General features: G+C 66.7%; 13 protein-coding genes. 4 read left to right on the top strand and 9 right to left on the bottom strand.

Annotation, left to right across the window (positions count from 1 at the left end):
• Positions 1 to 17 precede the first annotated feature (17 nt).
• The 3 genes from mshA to ACFWIX_RS03590 all read left to right on the top strand — a co-directional run bounded on the left by mshA (position 18) and on the right by ACFWIX_RS03590 (position 4090).
• Positions 18 to 1283 (top strand): D-inositol-3-phosphate glycosyltransferase, encoded by a 1266-nt coding sequence (gene mshA / locus ACFWIX_RS03600; RefSeq protein ID WP_377214721.1) that lies wholly within the window; start codon positions 18 to 20, stop codon positions 1281 to 1283.
• Between the two features lie 10 nt (positions 1284 to 1293).
• Positions 1294 to 2970: a formate--tetrahydrofolate ligase gene (locus tag ACFWIX_RS03595; RefSeq protein WP_377214720.1), complete on the top strand. Its 1677-nt coding sequence runs from the start codon at positions 1294 to 1296 to the stop codon at positions 2968 to 2970.
• A gap of 166 nt (positions 2971 to 3136) precedes the next feature.
• Positions 3137 to 4090 (top strand): DUF559 domain-containing protein, encoded by a 954-nt coding sequence (locus ACFWIX_RS03590; protein WP_377214719.1) that lies wholly within the window; start codon positions 3137 to 3139, stop codon positions 4088 to 4090.
• Between the two features lie 201 nt (positions 4091 to 4291).
• Here the strand turns inward: ACFWIX_RS03590 and ACFWIX_RS03585 are convergent, their stop codons facing one another.
• The 9 genes from ACFWIX_RS03585 to glmS all read right to left on the bottom strand — a co-directional run bounded on the left by ACFWIX_RS03585 (position 4292) and on the right by glmS (position 18415).
• The gene (locus tag ACFWIX_RS03585; RefSeq protein ID WP_377214718.1) at positions 4292 to 5377 is read right to left on the bottom strand and encodes an inositol-3-phosphate synthase; all 1086 of its coding nucleotides are present in this window, start codon (positions 5375 to 5377) and stop codon (positions 4292 to 4294) included.
• A gap of 162 nt (positions 5378 to 5539) precedes the next feature.
• Positions 5540 to 6580 carry an L-glyceraldehyde 3-phosphate reductase gene (gene mgrA, locus ACFWIX_RS03580; RefSeq protein ID WP_377214717.1) on the bottom strand — a complete coding sequence of 347 codons (1041 nt, stop codon included), beginning with the start codon at positions 6578 to 6580 and terminating at the stop codon, positions 5540 to 5542.
• Positions 6581 to 6585: 5 nt separating this feature from the next.
• Positions 6586 to 8364: a malto-oligosyltrehalose trehalohydrolase gene (treZ, locus tag ACFWIX_RS03575; protein ID WP_377214716.1), complete on the bottom strand. Its 1779-nt coding sequence runs from the start codon at positions 8362 to 8364 to the stop codon at positions 6586 to 6588.
• Positions 8361 to 10685 (bottom strand): malto-oligosyltrehalose synthase, encoded by a 2325-nt coding sequence (gene treY, locus ACFWIX_RS03570; RefSeq protein WP_377214715.1) that lies wholly within the window; start codon positions 10683 to 10685, stop codon positions 8361 to 8363. Before treY ends, treZ begins: the two co-directional genes overlap by 4 nt.
• Positions 10682 to 12937: a glycogen debranching protein GlgX gene (gene glgX, locus ACFWIX_RS03565; RefSeq protein WP_377214714.1), complete on the bottom strand. Its 2256-nt coding sequence runs from the start codon at positions 12935 to 12937 to the stop codon at positions 10682 to 10684. The genes treY and glgX overlap by 4 nt, the downstream gene beginning before the upstream one ends.
• Positions 12938 to 13003: 66 nt before the next feature.
• Positions 13004 to 14587, bottom strand: coding sequence for an NAD(P)H-hydrate epimerase (locus tag ACFWIX_RS03560; RefSeq protein WP_377214713.1), 1584 nt, complete (start codon positions 14585 to 14587; stop codon positions 13004 to 13006).
• Between the two features lie 25 nt (positions 14588 to 14612).
• Entirely contained in the window at positions 14613 to 14960 is a 348-nt protein-coding gene (locus ACFWIX_RS03555) for a holo-ACP synthase (protein WP_377214712.1), read from the bottom strand.
• Positions 14961 to 15010: 50 nt separating this feature from the next.
• Positions 15011 to 16441, bottom strand: a complete 1431-nt coding sequence (locus ACFWIX_RS03550) for a hypothetical protein (RefSeq protein ID WP_377214711.1) — start codon at positions 16439 to 16441, stop codon at positions 15011 to 15013.
• Positions 16442 to 16522: 81 nt separating this feature from the next.
• Positions 16523 to 18415, bottom strand: a complete 1893-nt coding sequence (gene glmS / locus ACFWIX_RS03545; protein WP_377214710.1) for a glutamine--fructose-6-phosphate transaminase (isomerizing) — start codon at positions 18413 to 18415, stop codon at positions 16523 to 16525.
• A gap of 146 nt (positions 18416 to 18561) precedes the next feature.
• Between glmS and coaA the strand changes: the two genes are divergently transcribed.
• Positions 18562 to 19527 (top strand): type I pantothenate kinase, encoded by a 966-nt coding sequence (gene coaA / locus ACFWIX_RS03540; protein WP_377214709.1) that lies wholly within the window; start codon positions 18562 to 18564, stop codon positions 19525 to 19527.
• The last annotated feature ends 1 nt before the right edge of the window (position 19528 follow it).

Raw genomic sequence — 19528 nt, 5'->3', positions numbered from 1 at the left:
GCCCGGAAGGAGGTCCCATGGCATTGATCCGCAGGGTCGCACTGCTTTCACTGCACACCTCCCCCATGGAACAGCCCGGATCCGGCGACGCGGGCGGCATGAACGTCTATATCCGCGAGCTCGCATCGTCGCTGGCGGAGGCGGGCGTGGAAGTGGAGATCTTCACCCGCGCCACCTCGGCCGGCCAGCCCGCCGTCGAACATCCCGACCCGGGCGTCTGTGTCCACAACGTCCTGGCGGGCCCGCCGCGCAAGCTTCCCAAGGAGGAGCTGCCGGGACTGCTGCACAGCATGGTCGCCGAAATCGAGCAAATCCGCCGCCGCCAGCCGCACGGCCGCTATGACGTCATCCACTCCCACTACTGGGTGTCCGGGATCGCCGGGCTGGAGCTGGCCGCCCTGTGGGGCGTGCCGCTGGTTCACACGATGCACACCATGGCCAAGGTCAAGAACCAGCTCCTCGAATCCGGCGAACAGCCCGAACCGCGGCGCCGGGAACTGGGCGAACACCGGATCGTTGACGGTGCCGCACGGCTCATTGCCAACACGAGCGCCGAGGCCGCGGAGCTTGTGTCACACTACGGCGCCGGATACGACCGCATTGATATCGCACCTCCCGGCGTTGACCTGGACACCTTCACCCCTGCCTTCCGCGCCCGGGCCAGGAAAGAGCACGGGGTCGGTGAGGACCAGTTCCACTTGGTTTTCGCTGGCCGGATCCAGCGGCTGAAGGGGCCCCAAGTGCTGGTCAAGGCCGCGGCAATCCTGCGCCGGCGCCGGCCGGACATCGACCTGCGCGTCACCATCCTCGGCTCGCTGAGCGGAAACAAGGAATTCAACCTGCGGTGCCTGATCGCCGAGGCAGGAATGGACGACGCCGTCACGCAGCTTCCGCCGGTCAAGGCGCCTGAGCTGGCGGCATGGTTCCGGGCGGCCGATGTTGTGGTGATGCCCTCTTTCAGCGAATCCTTTGGGCTGGTGGCGCTGGAAGCACAGGCCTGCGGGACCCCGGTGGTTGCCACCCGGGTGGGCGGCCTTTCGCGCGCCATCTTCCACGGCCGGACCGGCCTGTTGGTGGACGGGCATCACGCTGCCGACTGGGCGGACGCCCTTGAGGCGCTGTACGACGACCCCGAGACCCGCCGGGACATGGGGCGGGCTGCTGCGATCCGCGCGCAGAACTCCGGCTGGTCCCGCACAGCCGCCATCACGCTCGAAAGCTACCACGCCGCCGTCGACAACCATGTGGGGCCCCGCCTTGTGCCGGCGGTCCCCGCGTCCTGACAGGAGAGCAATGCCCAGCCTTCCCACCGACCTGGAAATAGCGCGGACTGCGCGGATCCTTCCCATCGAGGACATTGCGGCCGCCGCGGGGGTCAACCCGGAGGCGGTGGAATACTACGGGCGGTACAAGGCGAAAATCGACCCCGCACGGCTGGTTGCGCCTGGCCCGCATGGAAAAGTGGTGCTGGTGTCGGCGGTCTCTCCCACACCGGCGGGCGAGGGCAAGTCCACCACCACGGTGGGGCTCGCCGATTCGCTGGCCCGCGCCGGGCACAAGGTGATGATCGCGTTGCGCGAGCCGTCGCTGGGACCCGTCCTGGGAATGAAAGGCGGCGCCACCGGCGGAGGATACTCCCAAGTGCTGCCGATGGATGAGATCAACCTGCACTTCACCGGTGACTTCCACGCCATCACCTCCGCCAACAACGCGCTGATGGCTCTGGTGGACAACCACATCTACCAGGGCAATGCGCTGAACATCGACCCGCGGCGGATGACATTCAAACGCGTGCTGGACATGAACGACCGGGCCCTCCGCGAGGTGGTCATCGGGCTGGGCGGGCCCACGCAGGGTGTGCCGCGGCAGGACGGGTTCGACATCACCGTGGCATCCGAGATCATGGCGGTATTTTGCCTGGCCACGGACCTGGCGGACCTTCGCAGCCGTCTGGGCCGCATCACCTTCGGCTACACGTACGACCGCGCTCCTGTGACGGTGGCGGACCTCGGAGTGGAGGGCGCTCTGACATTGCTGTTGAAGGAGGCCATCAAGCCGAACCTGGTCCAGACCATCGCGGGTACCCCGGCGCTGGTCCATGGCGGGCCCTTCGCGAACATCGCCCACGGCTGCAACTCGCTGATTGCCACCCAGACGGCACGTCGGCTGGCGGACATCGTGGTCACCGAGGCGGGCTTCGGCGCGGACCTGGGCGCAGAAAAGTTCATGGACATCAAGGCGCGCTTCGGCGGCCTGGCTCCCTCCGCCGTGGTGGTGGTGGCCACCGTGCGGGCCCTGAAGATGCAGGGCGGGGCAGCCAAGGACCAGCTCACCACGCCGGACCTGTCAGCGCTCGAGGCCGGTGTCTGCAACCTGCAGCGGCACGTGCGCAACGTCGAAAAGTTCGGAGTGGTACCGGTGGTGGCCATCAATCGCTTCGGTTCGGACTCTCCCGAAGAACTCGACTGGCTCCTGGCATGGTGCGCCGCTGAGGGCGTCCCGGCTGCGGTGGCGGATGTCTGGGGCCGCGGCGGAGGCGGGGACGGCGGCGACGAACTCGCTGCCCTTGTGGCTGACGCCGTTTCGCGGCCGAACAACTTCCACCACCTGTACCCGCTGGAGCTTCCTGTGGAGGAAAAGATCCGCACCATCGTTCAGGAGGTATACGGCGCCGACGGCGTGGACTTCTCCGTGCCGGCGCTGAAGCGGCTCGCGGAAATCGAACGGAACGGCTGGGGCGGGCTCCCCGTCTGCATGGCCAAGACCCAGTATTCGTTCACGGACGACGCCACCCGGCTCGGCGCCCCCAAGGGCTTCACCATCCACGTCCGCGATCTGCTGCCCAAGACCGGGGCCGGGTTCATCGTGGCGCTGACCGGTGCGGTGATGACCATGCCCGGGCTTCCAACCACCCCCGCCGCGATGCGCATGGACGTGGACGCGGAAGGCAACCCGGTAGGCCTCGCCTGACGCCGCCTCCCGCCATCCAACCCTCTCTCACCTGACGCCGCCTCCCCACCAACCCTCTCTCACCTAACGCCGCCTCCCCACCAACCCTCTCTCACCTAACAGATTGCGCCACATCTTCCTGTGGATAACTCCTGCAGGGTTGTGGCATTTCGGGCACAATGCCAGCATGCGACAGCCAACCATGTTGCCAGGAGCGCTGGCCTCCGCGCCGTTCACATTCGACTCCGCGAGGATTGCCGGTGTCACGCCGGGCCGGTTGCGCCGGAAGGATGTGATCAACGTCAGCCGGGGACTCTACCGTCCCGCTGGCTGGGATTTCGACCTCGAAGATGCTGCCCGGGCACTGTCCGAGACCTCCCCCGGTGCTTGGATATCGCATGTCACAGCCGCCAGGATTCGGTGCCAGCTATTGCCACCCTGGCTCTCCGATACCACGGAGCTTCACTTGAGCAAGCCCCGTTCACTGCCGGCGGCCAGACGGAAGGGCGTTTTCGGCCACACTGTCGTGGCTCACTCGAACGAAGTCGAACAGGTGGATGGCATCCGCCTGAGCACCCGCTCCCGCACGTGGCTCGATATGGCCCGGATTTTGCCGCTGCATAATCTTGTGGCCATGGGCGATGAGCTCATTCGCATGCCCCGCCTCGCCTTCGAAGCAAGATCGAAGCCTTACGACACGATCGCCGGGCTGCGTGAAATGGTGGCCCGGCATCCGAACCTCCAGGGCGTTGTGCGGGCCCGTGAAGCGCTCGAGCTCATGCGCATAGGGGCCGACTCAGCGCCCGAGTCCCTGCTCCGCCTTGCGATGGTCGACGCCGGGCTGCCGGAACCCGAACTCCAGGTGCTGTTGCGCGCGGGAGATGACCGGTCGCCGTCGGCCGATATTGGTTACCGCCATCGCCGGCTTGCGATCCAGTACGACGGCGGACATCACCTCGTTGCCGAACAGATACTCAGCGATCGCCGACGGGATAAGAGCTTTGAAGCGGCGGGCTGGACCGTGCTGGTTTTCGGCAAGGACGATCTCGCGGACAATTTCGACGGTGCAGTGTCAAAAATCAAGCGGGCACTGCGGACGTGCTGGCTCGACCACCCCCTGGCAACGGGCTTCGCGGGATAGCAGCTGAGGGAGCGTCCCGCAACAACCGGCATCAAGTGAGAGAGCGTTGGGAGGGATGCGGCGTTAAGTGAGAGAGCGTAGCGGCTGAACCCTCCGCAGCCGCATTTCGGTCATTAAACCCTTGACGCTCCCCCATCAAAGAATGAGAGAGCGTCAGAGGGAAACCCACATTAAGTGAGAGAGCGTCCAGGGGTGAGGGGGTTAGCGCTCCAGGTCTCCGCGGATGAAGGCCTCGACCTTTTCACGGGCGAGGTCGTCGTTGAACTGCTCCGGCGGGGACTTCATGAAGTAGCTCGACGCCGAGAGCAGCGGGCCGCCGATGCCGCGGTCCAGGCCGATCTTGGCGGCACGGATTGCATCGATGATCACGCCGGCAGAGTTCGGTGAATCCCAGACCTCCAGCTTGTACTCCAGCGACACGGGAGCGTCACCGAAGTTGCGGCCTTCCAGCCGGACGAAGGCCCACTTGCGGTCATCGAGCCACTGGACGTAGTCGGAGGGGCCGATGTGCACGTCCTTGGCGGCCAGCTCGGCTTCGACGTTGGAGGTCACGGCCTGCGTCTTGGAGATTTTCTTGGACTCGAGACGGTCCCGCTCCAGCATGTTCTTGAAGTCCATGTTGCCGCCGACGTTCAGCTGGTAAGTGCGGTCCAGCGTGACGCCGCGGTCTTCGAACAGCTTGGCCATGACGCGGTGCGTGATGGTGGCACCGATCTGGCTCTTGATGTCGTCGCCAACGATCGGCACACCGGCGGCAGTGAACTTGTCGGCCCACTCCTTGGTGCCGGCGATGAACACGGGCAGGGCGTTGACGAACGCAACGCCGGCGTCGATGGCGGCCTGGGCGTAGAACTCGGCGGCGTCCTGGGAACCGACGGGCAGGTAGCACACCATGACGTCAGCCTTGGCGTCCTTGAGCGCCTGCACCACGTCTACGGGCTCTTCGGTGGATTCCTCAATGGTCTCGAGGTAGTACTTGCCCAGGCCGTCAAGGGTGTGGCCGCGCTGGACGGTTACGCCGGTGGGCGGCACATCCGCGATCTTGATGGTGTTGTTTTCGCTGGCGAGGATAGCATCGGCGAGGTCGTTGCCCACCTTCTTGCCGTCGACGTCGAATGCGGCGACGAACTCCACGTCACCCACGTGGTACTGGCCAAACTCAACGTGCATCAGGCCCGGAATCGTGGCCTTGGGGTCAGCGTCCCGGTAGTAGTGGACGCCCTGGACCAGCGAAGCGGCACAGTTTCCTACGCCGACGATAGCAACACGGATCGGATGTGAAGACACGGAACTCCTTTGAGGACAAACGTCAGCCCGCCGGATACTGCCGAGGAATAAAGTACGACGGCGGCCGGCCGGCACGGCGCCGCGCGGCGCCTTTTCATACTACCCAACTGAGCGGGGCCGGGGATTGTTCCCCCGGCCCCGCTCCGTAACATCAATGAGCGCTCAGCCCGGCTGCTTCCAGAGGTTGATGTCCGACTCCACCGCGAACTCGTCGATGGCCGTCAGTTCCTCTGCCGTGAAGGACAGGTTGTTGATGGCGGACAACGAATCCTCAAGCTGGCGGACGCTGGAGGCACCCACCAGGGCCGAAGTGACGGGCGAACCCTTCGGCTGGTCCCGCAGGATCCAGGCGATCGCCATCTGCGCCAGTGTCTGGCCGCGGCTTTCGGCGATGCGGCTCAGCCCGCGGACCCGGTCCAGTTTCTCGTCGGTAATGGAGTCCTGGGCCAGTGACCGGCCCTTCGCGGCCCGTGAGTCGGCGGGGATGCCGTTGAGGTAGCGGTCCGTGAGCATGCCCTGGGCCAGCGGGGAGAACGCGATGGACCCTGCTCCCACCTGGTCCAGTGCTTCGTACAGGTTGGGCGTGCCGTCCTCAGTCCAGCGGTTCAGCATGGAGTAGCTGGGCTGGTGGATCAGCAGCGGCGTGCCGAGCTCTTTCAGGATCCGGGCGGCCTCCAGTGTCTGCTCCGGGGTGTAGGACGAGATACCGGCGTAGAGGGCCTTGCCGGACCGGACGGCCTGATCCAGGGCGCCCATCGTCTCCTCCATGGGCGTCTCAGGATCCGGCCGGTGGCTGTAGAAGATGTCCACATAGTCCAGCCCCATGCGCTGCAGGGACTGGTCCAGGCTGGACAGCAAGTACTTCCTGGAGCCCCACTCGCCGTAGGGTCCGGGCCACATGAGGTAGCCGGCCTTCGTGGAGATGACCAGTTCGTCCCGGTACCGCTTGAAGTCGTCCCGCAGGTGGCGGCCGAAGTTGGTCTCCGCGGATCCCGGTGGCGGACCGTAGTTGTTGGCCAGGTCGAAGTGGTTTACGCCGAGGTCGAATGCGCGGCGCAGGATCTCGCGCTGCACCTCGAAGGGCATGTCGTCGCCGAAGTTGTGCCACAGGCCCAGCGAGATGGCTGGGAGGCGCAACCCGCTGCGGCCGACGCGGCGGTAGGGCATGGTGTCATAGCGGTTGTCCGCTGCTGAATAAGTCATACGTTCTATCCTGTCAGGCTCGTGGTGAGGATCACGGCACTCCATGGCGCCAGCTCGGCGGTGTCGGCGTTCAGGCTGGAACCAATGTCGGTTGCCAGGAGCACCCGGCCAGCGCCGTCCAGGCGGATTTTGGCGTCGGAGAAATTGAGCAGCACCTCAACGCTCCCGCGCCTGAACCGCAGCCAGTGCGCGTCGTCGTCGTACGTGACGTCCGTCTCCGCGAACCCGCCGCCGGCAAGGTCCGGATGCCGCTTGCGCAGGGCGGTCAGCGAACGGTAGAGCTCCAGCAGCCGGGCATGGTCGCCGGTCTCCGCCTCCGTCCAGTCCAGCGTGGAGCGCCGGAACGTTTCCGGATCCTGGGGATCGGGTACGACGGCGGGATCCCACCCCATGCGCTCAAACTCCCGGATACGCCCTTCCGCGGTAGCCCGTCCAAGCTCCGGCTCCGGATGGGAGGTGAAGAACTGCCAAGGGGTGGTGGCCCCGTATTCCTCGCCCATGAACAGCATCGGCGTGAACGGCGAGGTCAGCGTGAGCACGGCGGCCACCGCAAGCTGGCCATAGGAAAGCGACTGTGATAGCCGGTCCCCCGTGGCGCGGTTGCCGATCTGGTCGTGGTTCTGGCTGCAGACCACCAGCGCCGACGGGTGCACCAGGGAGGTGTTGATGGGCCGCCCGTGGTGCCGGCCGCGGAAGCTGGAGTAGCTGCCGTCGTGCAGAAACCCGTCCCGCAGGACCTTCGCAAGCACCCCCAGGGAGGAGAAGTCGGCGTAGTACCCGGTGGTTTCGCCGCTGACGTTCACGTGGACCGCGTGGTGGAAGTCATCGCTCCACTGCCCCGCCAGCCCGTAGCCGTTGGCATCGCGCGGGTAGAGCAGGCGCGGGTTGTTCAGGTCCGATTCGGCGATGAGCGTCTTCGGCAGCCCCGTCTCCGCGGCCACCGCGTCGCCCAGCGCGCCCAGGTCCTCGAGGATGTGCACGGCCCGCTCGTCGCGCAGCGCGTGCACCGCATCGAGCCGCAGCCCGTCCACGTGGTAGTCGCGCAGCCACAGCGCGGCGTTGTCCAGGATGTACTCCCGCACCACGTCCGAGCCGGGCCCGTCCAGGTTCACCGAGTCGCCCCACGTGTTCGCGTCCCCCTGCTTGAGGTAGGGCCCGAACCGGGGAAGGTAGTTGCCGCTGGGACCCAGGTGGTTGTAGACCACATCCTGGATAACACCCAACCCGGCACCGTGCGCGGCGTCCACGAAGCGCTGGTATGCCGCCGGGCCGCCGTAGCCTTCATGCACCGCGTACCACTGGACGCCGTCGTAGCCCCAGTTGTGGGTTCCGTTGAACCCGTTCACCGGCAGGAGTTCCACGAAGTCGACGCCCAGATCCGCCAAGTACCCGAGCTTTTCCGCAGCGGCATCCAGCGTCCCCGCGGGCGTGAACGTGCCGATGTGCAGCTCGTAGATCACCGAGCCCCGCAGGTCCTTGCCGCGCCAGCCGGAGTCCTGCCAGGCGTGGGCGGCCTGGTCGAAGGTCCTGGACAGGCCATGGACTCCGGACGGCACCCGCCGGGACCGGGGGTCAGGCAGCGGATGGCTGTCGCCGTCCAGCAGGTAGCCGTAGTCCAGTTCGCCCTGCGCAGGGGCGTCGGCGGCGGTCCACCACCCTTCCGCGCCGGGCGCAGGCTCCCTGAGCGTCATCGGGTATTCCCGGCCGCCGGCCAGCAACACGACAGACGAAGCCTCCGGCGCCCACACGTCGAAACGTCCGGGCCCGCTGTTTTCCACGGTCATCCTTGTTCCCCTTCCACCGGCACCAGCAGCGCCACCGGGTAGGTACCCAGCACGTCCGCCACGCTAACGGCGCCGGGCCCGTGCACGGCACCGGTCAGTTCGTCACGCATTACAGCGGAAAGCACGACGGCGGTATCCCGCCATCCACCCGCCGCCTCCAGTCCCGCCGGGAGCCGGGTAGCCAGGGTCACCGCCCCGGGAGCTCCGTCGCCCCGCGAGAATCCGAGCAGGTGCCCGGCGGCGGCTCCGGTGGCACGCACGGGGGCGTACCCCTGGAACAGCTCCGGCCGGTCCCTGCGCACCCGGAGTGCCCGCGAGGTGACCAGGAGCTTGGCAGGTTCCGTGCCGGACGCCGGCAACGTCCCGCCGTCGAGCTTCTCCAGCTCCGCCTGCCGGACCGCATAATCCACCGGGCGCCGGTTGTCCGGGTCCGTCAGCGAACGCTCCCAGAATTCACTTCCCTGGTAGACGTCCGGCACGCCGGGCATGGTGAGCTGCACCAGCTTGGCGGCCAGCGAGTTGGACGCCGCATAGGCCTCGATCCGTGCCACGAAGTCCTCAACCACCCTGGTGACGCGGGCGTCGTCGAACGCTGCGTCCACCGCGGCGCGGACGCTGGACTCGAAGCCCACGTCCGGATTGGTCCAGGTGGTGGAGTTGCCAGCCTCGCGGGCTGCCTTTTGGGCGTAGCCCTGCAGCCGCTCCCGGCTCGCGGGCCAGGCTCCGATGACGGCCTGCCAGAGCAGGTTCTCGTACGGTCCGTCGGGAATCGGCGCGAGCTGCCGCAGGGAAGCGAGCGTGCCGGCCCATTCGTCCGGCAGTTCCGCAAGGACGGAAATCCGGGCCCGGGCGTCCTCGCTGCGCTTCGTGTCGTGCGTGGACAGCGTGGTCATGGACAGCGGCAGTTCGGCCTGGCGCCGGGCCATCCGCTGGTGGAATTCGTCCGGGGCAACGGCGAACTCGGTGGGTTCGGCACCCACCTCGGTCAGGGTTCCCAGGCGGGTGTAGCGGTAGAACGCGGTGTCCTCCACGCCCTTGGCCATGACCATGCCTGAGGTCTGCTGGAATCGCACCGCAATGGGGTTGGCAGGGTCCAGCAGCAGCGGCAGGAGGGTTCCCACGGCCACCTCCAGGTCCGGCCGGTGCGCGGCTGCGGATTCGCACGCCTCTTTGAGGACCTCCGCACCCGTGGGCAGGTAGGTCCGGTATACCGGGAAAGAGGCGATGATCTCGGCGATGGCATCCGCGGCGTCTTCAGTGGCGAGGCCATGTGATTCCGGCACCAGACGGGCCAGGCGCAGGACCTCGGAGCGGAGGATGCCGTCGGCGATCATGCGCTTGGTGCCCCGGATCATCTCTGCATAGTCGGCCGGCCCGGAAGTTCCGCGCAGCGAAGCGTCCAGCGCATCCAGGGCGGCCTCCCCTGCCGGATCGACGAACACCCGGTCCACGTCCGCGAGCGCGTCGTAGCCGGTGGTGCCCTCTGTGGCGAACTCGCCCGGCAGGGACTCCCCCGGTTCCAGGATCTTCTCCACCAGCACGTACGCTCCGCCGGTCAGGTCCTTGAGCCAGCGCAGGTAGCCGGCGGGGTCTGCCAGCCCGTCCGGGTGGTCCACGCGGAGGCCGTCCACGAGCCCCTCGCGGAACCAGCGCCCCACCTCTGCATGGGCCTCCTCGAAGACCTGCGGATCCTCCACCCGGATCCCGGCCAAGGTGGTCACGGCGAAGAAGCGGCGGTAGTTCAGCTCGGCGTCGGCGCGGCGCCAGTCCATCAGCTCATAATGCTGGCGGTTGTGCACGTCCCGGGGTGAATCGCCCTCGGTGTACGTGCCGGGGGCGATCGGGAACCGGTGGTCGTAGTAGCGCAGCTCACCGTCCACGACTTCCAGCTTGTCCAGGTCGTCATCCGAGCCGAGCATCGGCAGCCGGATCCGTCCCCCTCCCAGGTCCCAGTCGACGTCGAACGCGTCAGCGTACGGTGACTCCCGCCCCTCCCTCAGCAGGGACCACCACCAGGGGTTCTGCGGCGGCGAGGCAACGCCCACGTGGTTGGGGACGATGTCCACCAGGACGCCCATCCCGTGTTCGCGTGCGGCGCGGGACAGCGCCGCCAGGCCCTCGGGCCCGCCGCGTTCCGGGTCCACGGCGGACGGGTCGGTCACGTCGTAGCCGTGGTCCGAGCCCTGCTCCGCCGTAAGGATCGGCGACAGGTACACCCAGTCCGCCCCGAGCGACTTCAGGTAGGGGACCGTGGCCGCGGCGTCGAACAGGGTGAAGCCGCGGCGGATCTGGAGCCGGTAGGTGGATGCAGGCACCCTCACTTGGCGTCTGCCTTCCGCGCGCCCACCTTGGTGGTCTTGCCCGGTTCAGCCACCACCGGGGTGCTGATGGATTCGGCCTCGCTGGTGGTGGACTGCGTCAGGGCGGCCAGGGACGCGGCCACCGAGTGGTCCGGCTCCACCTCTTCCACGGTGTGTGCTCGCAGCACCACCAGGGACTTGGCTTCCACCGGAAGCGGCTCCCCCGCGGCCACCGGTTGGGTGTCGGCGTTCTGCCCGGCGGTATCGATCATGACGTCCCATGCGGGAGCGTACTCGTCGGGCGGCAGGGTGAACTTCACCGTGTCATCGTGGGCGTTGAAGTACAGCAGGAAGTTCACGTCGGTGATCCTGCGGCCGCGGCTGTCCTTGCCCTGGATGCCGTCACCATTAAGGAACACGCCGACGGACCGGCCAAAGCCGCTGTCCCAGGCTTCCGGCTTCATGGTTTCGCCGGACGGGTCCAGCCAGACGATGTCCGGCAGCCGCTCGCCTTCGCCGCGGAGCACCGGACGGCCGTCGAAGAACCTGCTCCGACGGAACGTGGGGTGCTTGGCGCGCAGCGCGTTGACGGCCGCGGTGAACTCCACCAGCGGCTGGTCGATGTTGTCCCAGTTCATCCAGGTCAGCTCTGAGTCCTGGCAGTAGCCATTGTTGTTGCCCTGCTGGGTACGGCCCATCTCGTCGCCGTGCAGCAGCATGGGCACGCCCTGGGACAGGAGCAGCGAGGCGATGAAGTTGCGCTGCTGGCGGGCCCGGAGCGCCAGGACCGACGGATCGTCGGTGGGCCCCTCCGCGCCGCAGTTCCAGGAGCGGTTGTGGGATTCGCCGTCGTTGTTGTCCTCGCCGTTGGCTTCGTTGTGCTTCTCGTTGTAGGACACCAGGTCTGCCAGGGTGAAGCCGTCGTGTGCGGTGACGAAGTTGATCGACGCCACGGGACGCCGGCCGGAGTGCTCATAGAGGTCCGCGGAGCCGGTGATGCGGGAAGCGAACTCGCCGAGGGTGGCGGGCTCGCCGCGCCAGAAGTCCCGGACGGTGTCGCGGTACTTGCCGTTCCATTCCGTCCACTGCGGTGGGAAGTTACCCACCTGGTAGCCGCCTGGCCCCACGTCCCAGGGCTCGGCGATGAGCTTGACCTGCGAGACCACCGGATCCTGCTGGATGAGTTCGAAGAAGGTGGAGAGCTTGTCCACGTCGTAGAACTCTCGGGCCAAGGTGGAGGCCAGGTCGAAGCGGAAACCGTCCACGTGCATCTCGGTGACCCAGTAGCGCAGCGAGTCCATGATGAGCTGCAGGGAGTGCGGGTGCCGAACGTTGAGGGAGTTGCCCGTGCCCGTGTAGTCCATGTAGTGCTTTTCGTCGCCATCCATGAGCCGGTAGTAAGCGGCGTTGTCGATGCCCTTGAAGGACAGCGTGGGACCCAGGTGGTTGCCCTCGGCGGTGTGGTTATAGACCACATCCAGGATGACTTCGATCCCGGCCTTGTGCAGGGACCGGACCATCGCCTTGAAATCCTGGACCTGCTGGCCGGTGTCCCCGGTGGAGCTGTACGTGTTCTGCGGGGCGAAGAAGCCGATGGTGTTGTAGCCCCAGTAATTGTTCAGGCCCTTGTCCTGCAGCGTGCCGTCGTTGACGAACTGGTGCACCGGCATGAGCTCGATCGCCGTCACGCCCAGCTTCTGCAGGTGCGAGATCACCGCCGGGTGCGCCACGCCGGCGTAGGTGCCGCGCTGCTCCTCGGGGATTTCGGGGTGGAGCTGGGTGAGGCCTTTGACGTGTGCCTCGTAGATGACTGACTGGTGGTAGGGAATCCGCAGGTTCTGGTCCCCTTCCCAGTCAAAGTAGGGGTTGATGACTACGCCGAGCATCATGTGCTTGGCGGAATCCGCGTCATTGATGGAGTCGGGCTCGCCCAGGTTGTACGTGAACAGCGCCGGGTCCCAGTCGATCTGGCCGTGCACGGCCTTCGCATACGGATCCAGCAGGAGTTTGTTGGGGTTGAAGCGGTTGCCGGAGCTGGGATCGTACGGGCCGTGGACCCGGTAGCCGTATTTCTGGCCCGGCTGGACCTGCGGGATGTAGCAGTGCCAGACGTACCCGTCCACTTCATCCAGGGTGATGCGGGTTTCCACGAGGTCGTCGTCGAAGAGGCAGAGTTCCACTTTCTCGGCGCGTTCGCTGAACAGGGCGAAGTTCGTGCCCGTTCCGTTGTACGTGGCACCCAGGGGATAAGCCGATCCAGGCCAGACTTCCATCTTGCTCCTCTATATTGTTCGGCACCCGAAGGTCCGGGACCTCCAGCTGCCGATGCGAACCTCTGCCTACCGTAGCCGCTGCCCCCGACTATGACGCTCCGGGAAGCCAACGCTACTAAGCATGCTGACTTTACCCCAGGCATCGGGTATTGCGTCGGCAATTACGCCAGCAGTGATCGGCCCGCCTGAGCGCGCTTCCGACGCCGACCTCCCCGCCAGCCCGTGCAGCGCCGCTCCCAGCGCGGCAATCGCCGCCCAATGTTCGTCCGGGTCGATGCCCGCGTCACGGAAGCGTCCGACGTCGGACCCCACCTGGGCGAGCAGCGCACCGATGACGCCGGCGAGGACGTCCCCGCTGCCGGCCGTGGCGAGCCACGGCGTGCCGTCCGACTGGCTGTAGAAATCCTGGAAGGGCGAAGCGACAAGGGTGGTGGCGCCTTTGAGCAGGACGGTCGCCTCGGTGAGGCCGGCGGCGCGGCGGACGGCGGCGAGCGTTCCCGCCTCCACTGCCTCGCGGCCGGTATCCGCGGCGAGCCGCGTCAGGAGAGCGGCCAGTTCACCTGCGTGCGGGGTCAGCACCACCTGCGGCGCGAGGATGTCGGGCAGCGCCGGCAGCGCCCCGGCGTCGGCCACTATTGGCAGGCCGGACGCGACGGCGTCGCGGGCGCGCTTGAGCTGTTCGTGGTCCCCCGGGCCCATCCCGGAGCCCACCAGCCAGGCCTGGACCCGGTTGTCTGCGACTGACCCTGTGCTGCAGACGACCTCGGGACAGGACTGGCGCACCAGGTCCGCGACAGCGGGAGGCCCAAGGTAGCGGACCATGCCCGCCCCGGCGGCCAGTGCGCCGCGGCAGGCCAGGACCGCGGCGCCGGGATAGTCGGCGGAACCGGCCACTATGCCGAGCACGCCGCGGGAGTATTTGTGGGCGCGCCGGGGCGGACTGGGCAGGAGGGCGCCAAGGTCTTCCGGGTCCAGTCTGCGGAGAGAGGGCATGGGCAAGTACTTTTCGATGCCGATGGGCACCACTTGCACCCGGCCCGCGTAGTCCGCACCGGGGTCGGCGAGCAGGCCGGCTTTGGCCGCGCCGAAGGTGACGGTCAGGTCCGCGGGCAGGACAGGCCCGGCTGCTTCGCCGGTGTCCGCGTCCACTCCGCTGGGCAGGTCGCAGGCCACAACGAGCCCCGGGCGGTGAGCCGCGAGCAGGGCGGTGGCCAGGTCGGCGGCACGCCCCCGAAGGCCGCCCCGGGCGCCGGTCCCCAGCACGGCATCGATGACGACGTCGGCGCGCCCGGCTTCCGCGGCGAGCTTCGGCAGCGTGTCCGGCGCCAGGCGGTGCACCCGGCCCCCGGCCCGTTCGAAGGCAGCGAGGGCGTCGGTGTGGGCGCCGTCGGAGGTGAGTACCGCCGTCGTCCGCATGCCCCTGCCCGCGAGTAAAGCGGCGGCGAAGAGGCCATCGCCGCCGTTGTTGCCTTTGCCGGTGAGCACCACGACGCGGGCACCGTAAAGACGGCGGCCGCGGGTCCGAAGTTCGTTGATGATGCCGGCGGCGAGGCCATGGGCGGCGCGCTGCATGAGGACACCGCCCAGACCGGCGGCGAGGAGTGGTTCCTCGGCCGTCCGGACCTGCGTTCCGGTGTACGCGCTGATCATCGTGCCGGTTCCCCGCGCGGGCGGCTTAGCGCTCGGCCACGACCATCGCGGTGGCGATCCCGCCGTCGTGGCTCATGGACAGGTGCCAGCGCTTGACTCCCTTGGCCTCGGCGACGGCCAGGACGGTGCCTTTGACCTGGAGGGTGGGCCCGTTTTCGTCCAGGCCGATCCAGCAGTCCTGCCAGTTCATCCCGGCAGGGGCGCCCAGGACCTTGGCCACGGCTTCCTTGGCGGCGAACCGGGCGGCGAGGGACCGCGTGTGCAGGTCCCGCTCTGCCGGCACGAACAGCCGGTCCCGGAGTCCCGGCGTCCGCTCCAGCTGCCGGCCGAACCGCTCGATGTCTACAACGTCTACGCCAATGCCTACGATCATGCGGCTTATTCTACGGTGACGTTTCTGACGGAAGCCGCCACGGCCACATCTCAGCGGCGAACAAACAAGACCGCCGCGGGCTCGGCCGAGGTCAACTTCCACTCGGGGCTGTTCCGCAACCGTTGCGCCAGCCCCCCATCGGGATGAACCAGCACACAGCCTGCACCAGCAAGTCCTTGGTCTGGGTCGACGCGGCCGGTGGCCACCCGGGCTGATTGTCTGACTGCGTCCGCCCCGTAGAGGTCATTCCGCGAATCGATGGAAACCCGGACATCAGGCCGTTGCAGGATGACCAGGCCGCCCAGTCGGTAGTCATTGAACAACGTGCAACCGGAGGGGATGGCTTTGACCGCCGCGTCCGGAAAATGCGTGGGATCCGGCCGGCCGAAGTAGGGAAAGTTAATTAGCGCGGCTCCAAAGACGAACGACAGCAGAACAACCGCGCCCGTGGAAATCATTCTGCTCCGGCTGCAGAGATAGCGGAGGACAGCACCACGGGACATGGCTGCAGCTAACACGGGCAATGCCAGCAAGACCAGGATCGGGAGAATACGCATGGCGGCCACAGATCCGGCTGCGCTCACCGCCAAGGCTCCACAAAGGACCGGGTCACGCCGCTTGGCTGCAATGGCCAGACCCAACAGGCCTATCGCAAACAGCACGAGTTGGAGGGGGTCCGCCGGATTAAGTGCCTGCCACTCGGTGATGTCTGCCGACTCAGCCTTGACCTGCACCGTCTGGGCCAGCAGACCGGTTCCATAGGGGTTGACCATGGCGCCGATGAAAATCACCACCGCAGCAGCGAAAAGCCACCCGGCCCGCCGACGCGTCCGCGTCCCCAGAAGTGCCAACAAGCCACTGGTACCAGCGATCGCCACGCCGAGCAGGGCAGCCGCATGCAGGTTCACCCAAAGGACCGTCAGAACACCGACGGCAAGGAGTAACCACCCAGGCCTGCGCCCGTCGAGCAACCTCCGCAGCAAGACAGCAAGCGCAAGCACTGACACATAATCTACAAGCTGGGGTCGCGCCGACAGGTAAAGCATCAACAGCGGCGCCCCGGCCAACAGAACGACGGCGGACGGCAGCGGAGCCGCACCCAACTCGCGGGCCAGATACAGAAGCAATCCGCCGATTGCCGCGACCAGGCATGCTGCGATGAAAGCCACCCCCGCCAGGCCAGCCGCTTCATACCCAAGGCCGACCAAAACATTAAACGCCCAGGAGTTGAGCGTCCAGGGTTTCCCCGCGGCCGTCCATGAGAAGGGATCCACGAGGGGAAGACGACCTTCCGTCATCGTCCATAAACCGGTCCGAACTTGCCAGAACGTGTCCGATTCGGCGAGGTTCTCCGAGCGGATAATCGCGTACGGCAAAAATGCCAGCCACGCAAGAATCCAGGGTCTGAGGCCCGCCTTCAAGTCGCCGCCGGCCGTCCGGCGGCTGCCGCTCCCACGAGTGTCGATCCGGGCCTCCCCCATGAGCCCTACGATATCGACCTCAGGGCCCTGGGTTGTACTGGATCAGTTCATTTTTGGCTCAAGTCTTGCTCAAGCGGTCAACTACTCGACGGTGACGCTCTTGGCGAGGTTGCGCGGCTGGTCCACGTCGTAGCCCTTGGCTGCTGCCAGTTCCGCGGCGAAGATCTGCAGCGGAACCGTGGTGAGCAGCGGCATCAGCAGCGTGGGCGTCTCCGGAACGTAGAAGACGTGCTCGGCGTAGGCCTTGACCGCTTCGTCGCCTTCTTCGGCAATGACCAGCGTCCGGGCGCCGCGGGCGCGGACTTCCTGGATGTTGGAGACAACCTTGGAGTGCAGCGAGTCACGGCCGCGGGGGGACGGGACCACCACGAACACAGGCTGGCCTTCGTCGATCAGGGCGATGGGGCCGTGCTTGAGCTCGCCGGCGGCGAAGCCTTCAGCGTGGATGTAGGCGATTTCCTTGAGCTTGAGCGCGCCCTCGAGGGCCACGGGGTAGCCGACGTGGCGGCCCAGGAACAGGACGGAGTTTTCGTCCGCCATGCTGCGGGCCAGTTCGCGGAGGGGCCCGGCGCCGTCGAGGATGGTCTGGATCTTCGCCGGGATCTTGCCCAGGTCCGCCAGTACGTCCTTGATCTGGCCGGAGAAGATGTTTCCGCGCAGCTGTGCCAAATACAGGCCCAGCAGGTAGGCGGCGGTGATCTGCGCCAGAAACGCCTTGGTGGAGGCCACGGCGATCTCCGGGCCGGCGTGGGTGTAGAGCACGGCGTCGGATTCACGAGGGATGGTGGAGCCGTTGGTGTTGCAGATGGAAATGGTCTTGGCGCCCTGCTCGCGGGCGTAGCGGACCGCCATCAGGGTGTCCATGGTCTCGCCGGACTGGCTGATGGAAACCACCAGGGTGTTGGAGTCCAGGATCGGGTCGCGGTAGCGGAACTCGTGCGCGAGCTCCACCTCGGTGGGGATCCGGCACCAGTTTTCGATGGCGTACTTGGCCACTGTGCCGGCGTAGGCAGCGGTGCCGCAGGCCAGGACGATGATCTTGTTGACCTGCTTGAGCAGCTCCGGGTCAATGCGAAGCTCGTCCAGGGTCAGCTTGCCGTTGATGTCCGAGCGGCCCAGGAGGGTCTGCGCCACGGCGTCGGGCTGGTCATGGATTTCCTTCTCCATGAACGAGGAGAAGCCGCCCTTTTCAGCCGAAGCAGGGTCCCAGTCCACATGGTATTCCTTGCCCTGGGCCGGATTGCCATGGAAGTCCGTGATGTCCACCGTGTCAGCCGTGATGGTCACGATCTGGTCCTGGCCGAGCTCTACCGCCCGGCGGGTGTAGTCGATGAACCCGGAGACGTCCGAGCCCAGGAAATTCTCGCCCTCGCCCAGTCCGACCACCAGCGGGGAGTTGCGCCGTGCAGCCACCACGACATCCGGCTGGTCCGCGTGGACCGCCAAGAGAGTAAAGGCACCCTCGAGCCGCTGGCAGGCCAGCTCCATGGCGCGGGTCAGGCCGCCGTTGGCGGTGTCGCCGCCGAGCTTGTTGCGGAAGATGTCGCCCAGCAGGGCCGCCGCGACCTCGGTGTCCGTCTCGGACAGGAAGGTCACGCCCTTGGAAAGCAGTTCCTGCTTCAGCTCGGCGAAGTTTTCGATGATGCCGTTGTGGATGACGGCGAGCTTGCCGCCATCGGACAGGTGCGGGTGCGCGTTGCGGTCCGTGGGGCCGCCATGGGTTGCCCAGCGCGTATGCCCGATTCCGGTCAGAGCTTCTGGCAGCGGGCGTGCCTCCAGCTCTGCCACCAGGTTGGCCAGCTTGCCGGACTTCTTCCGGGACTCGATGGAGCCTCCGGATACAACAGCCACACCGGCAGAGTCATAACCCCGGTACTCCAGCCGCCGAAGGCCCTCAAGGACCACATCCAGCGCACTGTGACCATTAACCACGCCGTCAACGGAACGGCCCACGTATCCCACGATTCCACACATAGGCTCAAGAGTATCGGCTGGCGCGGGGAGATCTAAACCGAGGTGTCCTGCAGCACAGGTCCGCCGGGGCAACCGCACATCGGCGAAGGGGCTGACCAGCAGCCCCGCATTTCGCTCTGCGCCGGGCGCGGGGCAGAATCTCTAGGGTGACTTTGCAACGCAACGAGGCCAACGGCGAGGGTGTGTCCCCGTTCGTCGAGCTGGACCGGCAGACCTGGTCCCGGCTCGCCGCCCAAATGGAACAGCCCCTCAATGAGGAGGACATTGTCCGCCTGCGGGGCCTCGGCGATCCCCTGGATATGAAGGAGATCCGCGAGGTCTACCTCCCCCTGTCACGGCTTCTCCACCTCTACGTGGAGGCCGCAGGTCAGCTTCACGCAGCAACCACCACGTTCCTGGGCGAGCAGACTCAGCGGACCCCTTTTGTGATCGGCGTGGCGGGGTCTGTCGCCGTCGGCAAATCCACCATTGCGCGCGTGCTCCGCGAGATGCTGCGGCGCTGGCCCGGCACCCCAAACGTTGAGCTGATTACCACGGATGGCTTCCTGTACCCGCTGGCCGAGCTGAAGCGCCGGCAGCTGCTGGAGCGCAAGGGCTTCCCGGAGTCCTACGACCGGCGTGCCCTGCTGCGGTTCGTCAGCGAGATCAAAGGCGGCGCCGAAGAAGTCCGCGCACCCTGGTACTCACACGTTACGTACGACATCGTGCCCGGCAAGGAAGTTGTCGTCCGCCGCCCCGACGTCCTGATCGTCGAAGGCCTGAATGTCCTCGCACCGGCCCGCCCCCGCCATGACGGCCGGCAGGGCCTCGCCCTGAGCGACTTCTTCGATTTTTCGATCTATGTGGACGCAAAGACCTCCTACATCGAGGAGTGGTACGTGGAGCGTTTCCGCAAGCTCCAGAGCACCGCCTTCTCCCAGCCGGAGTCCTACTTCCACCGTTACGCCACGCTTTCCGACGAAGAGGCCGAGCGTACCGCGCGCGATATCTGGAAGCGCATCAACGAGCCCAACCTCGAGGAGAACGTGCTCCCCACCAGGGGCCGGGCGCAGCTGGTGCTCACCAAGGACGCGGATCACTCAATCCGCCGCATGCTCCTGAGGAAGGTTTAAC

This window comes from Pseudarthrobacter sp. NPDC058362 (assembly GCF_042723515.1).
Classification (GTDB): domain Bacteria; phylum Actinomycetota; class Actinomycetes; order Actinomycetales; family Micrococcaceae; genus Arthrobacter.
Note: the sequence above shows the minus strand (reverse complement) of the source record. Positions and strands in the feature narration are given on the sequence as shown.

What these genes read in the sequence shown, in the direction of transcription:
- ACFWIX_RS03590 (WP_377214719.1), top strand. Translation starts at nt 3,137, where the DNA reads ATGCGACAGCCAACCATGTTGCCAGGAGCGCTGGCCTCCGCGCCGTTC.
- ACFWIX_RS03560 (WP_377214713.1), bottom strand. Translation starts at nt 14,587, where the DNA reads ATGATCAGCGCGTACACCGGAACGCAGGTCCGGACGGCCGAGGAACCA.
- ACFWIX_RS03550 (WP_377214711.1), bottom strand. Translation starts at nt 16,441, where the DNA reads ATGGGGGAGGCCCGGATCGACACTCGTGGGAGCGGCAGCCGCCGGACG.
- treZ (WP_377214716.1), bottom strand. Translation starts at nt 8,364, where the DNA reads ATGACCGTGGAAAACAGCGGGCCCGGACGTTTCGACGTGTGGGCGCCG.
- mgrA (WP_377214717.1), bottom strand. Translation starts at nt 6,580, where the DNA reads ATGACTTATTCAGCAGCGGACAACCGCTATGACACCATGCCCTACCGC.
- ACFWIX_RS03555 (WP_377214712.1), bottom strand. Translation starts at nt 14,960, where the DNA reads ATGATCGTAGGCATTGGCGTAGACGTTGTAGACATCGAGCGGTTCGGC.
- mshA (WP_377214721.1), top strand. Translation starts at nt 18, where the DNA reads ATGGCATTGATCCGCAGGGTCGCACTGCTTTCACTGCACACCTCCCCC.
- ACFWIX_RS03595 (WP_377214720.1), top strand. Translation starts at nt 1,294, where the DNA reads ATGCCCAGCCTTCCCACCGACCTGGAAATAGCGCGGACTGCGCGGATC.
- glmS (WP_377214710.1), bottom strand. Translation starts at nt 18,415, where the DNA reads ATGTGTGGAATCGTGGGATACGTGGGCCGTTCCGTTGACGGCGTGGTT.
- glgX (WP_377214714.1), bottom strand. Translation starts at nt 12,937, where the DNA reads ATGGAAGTCTGGCCTGGATCGGCTTATCCCCTGGGTGCCACGTACAAC.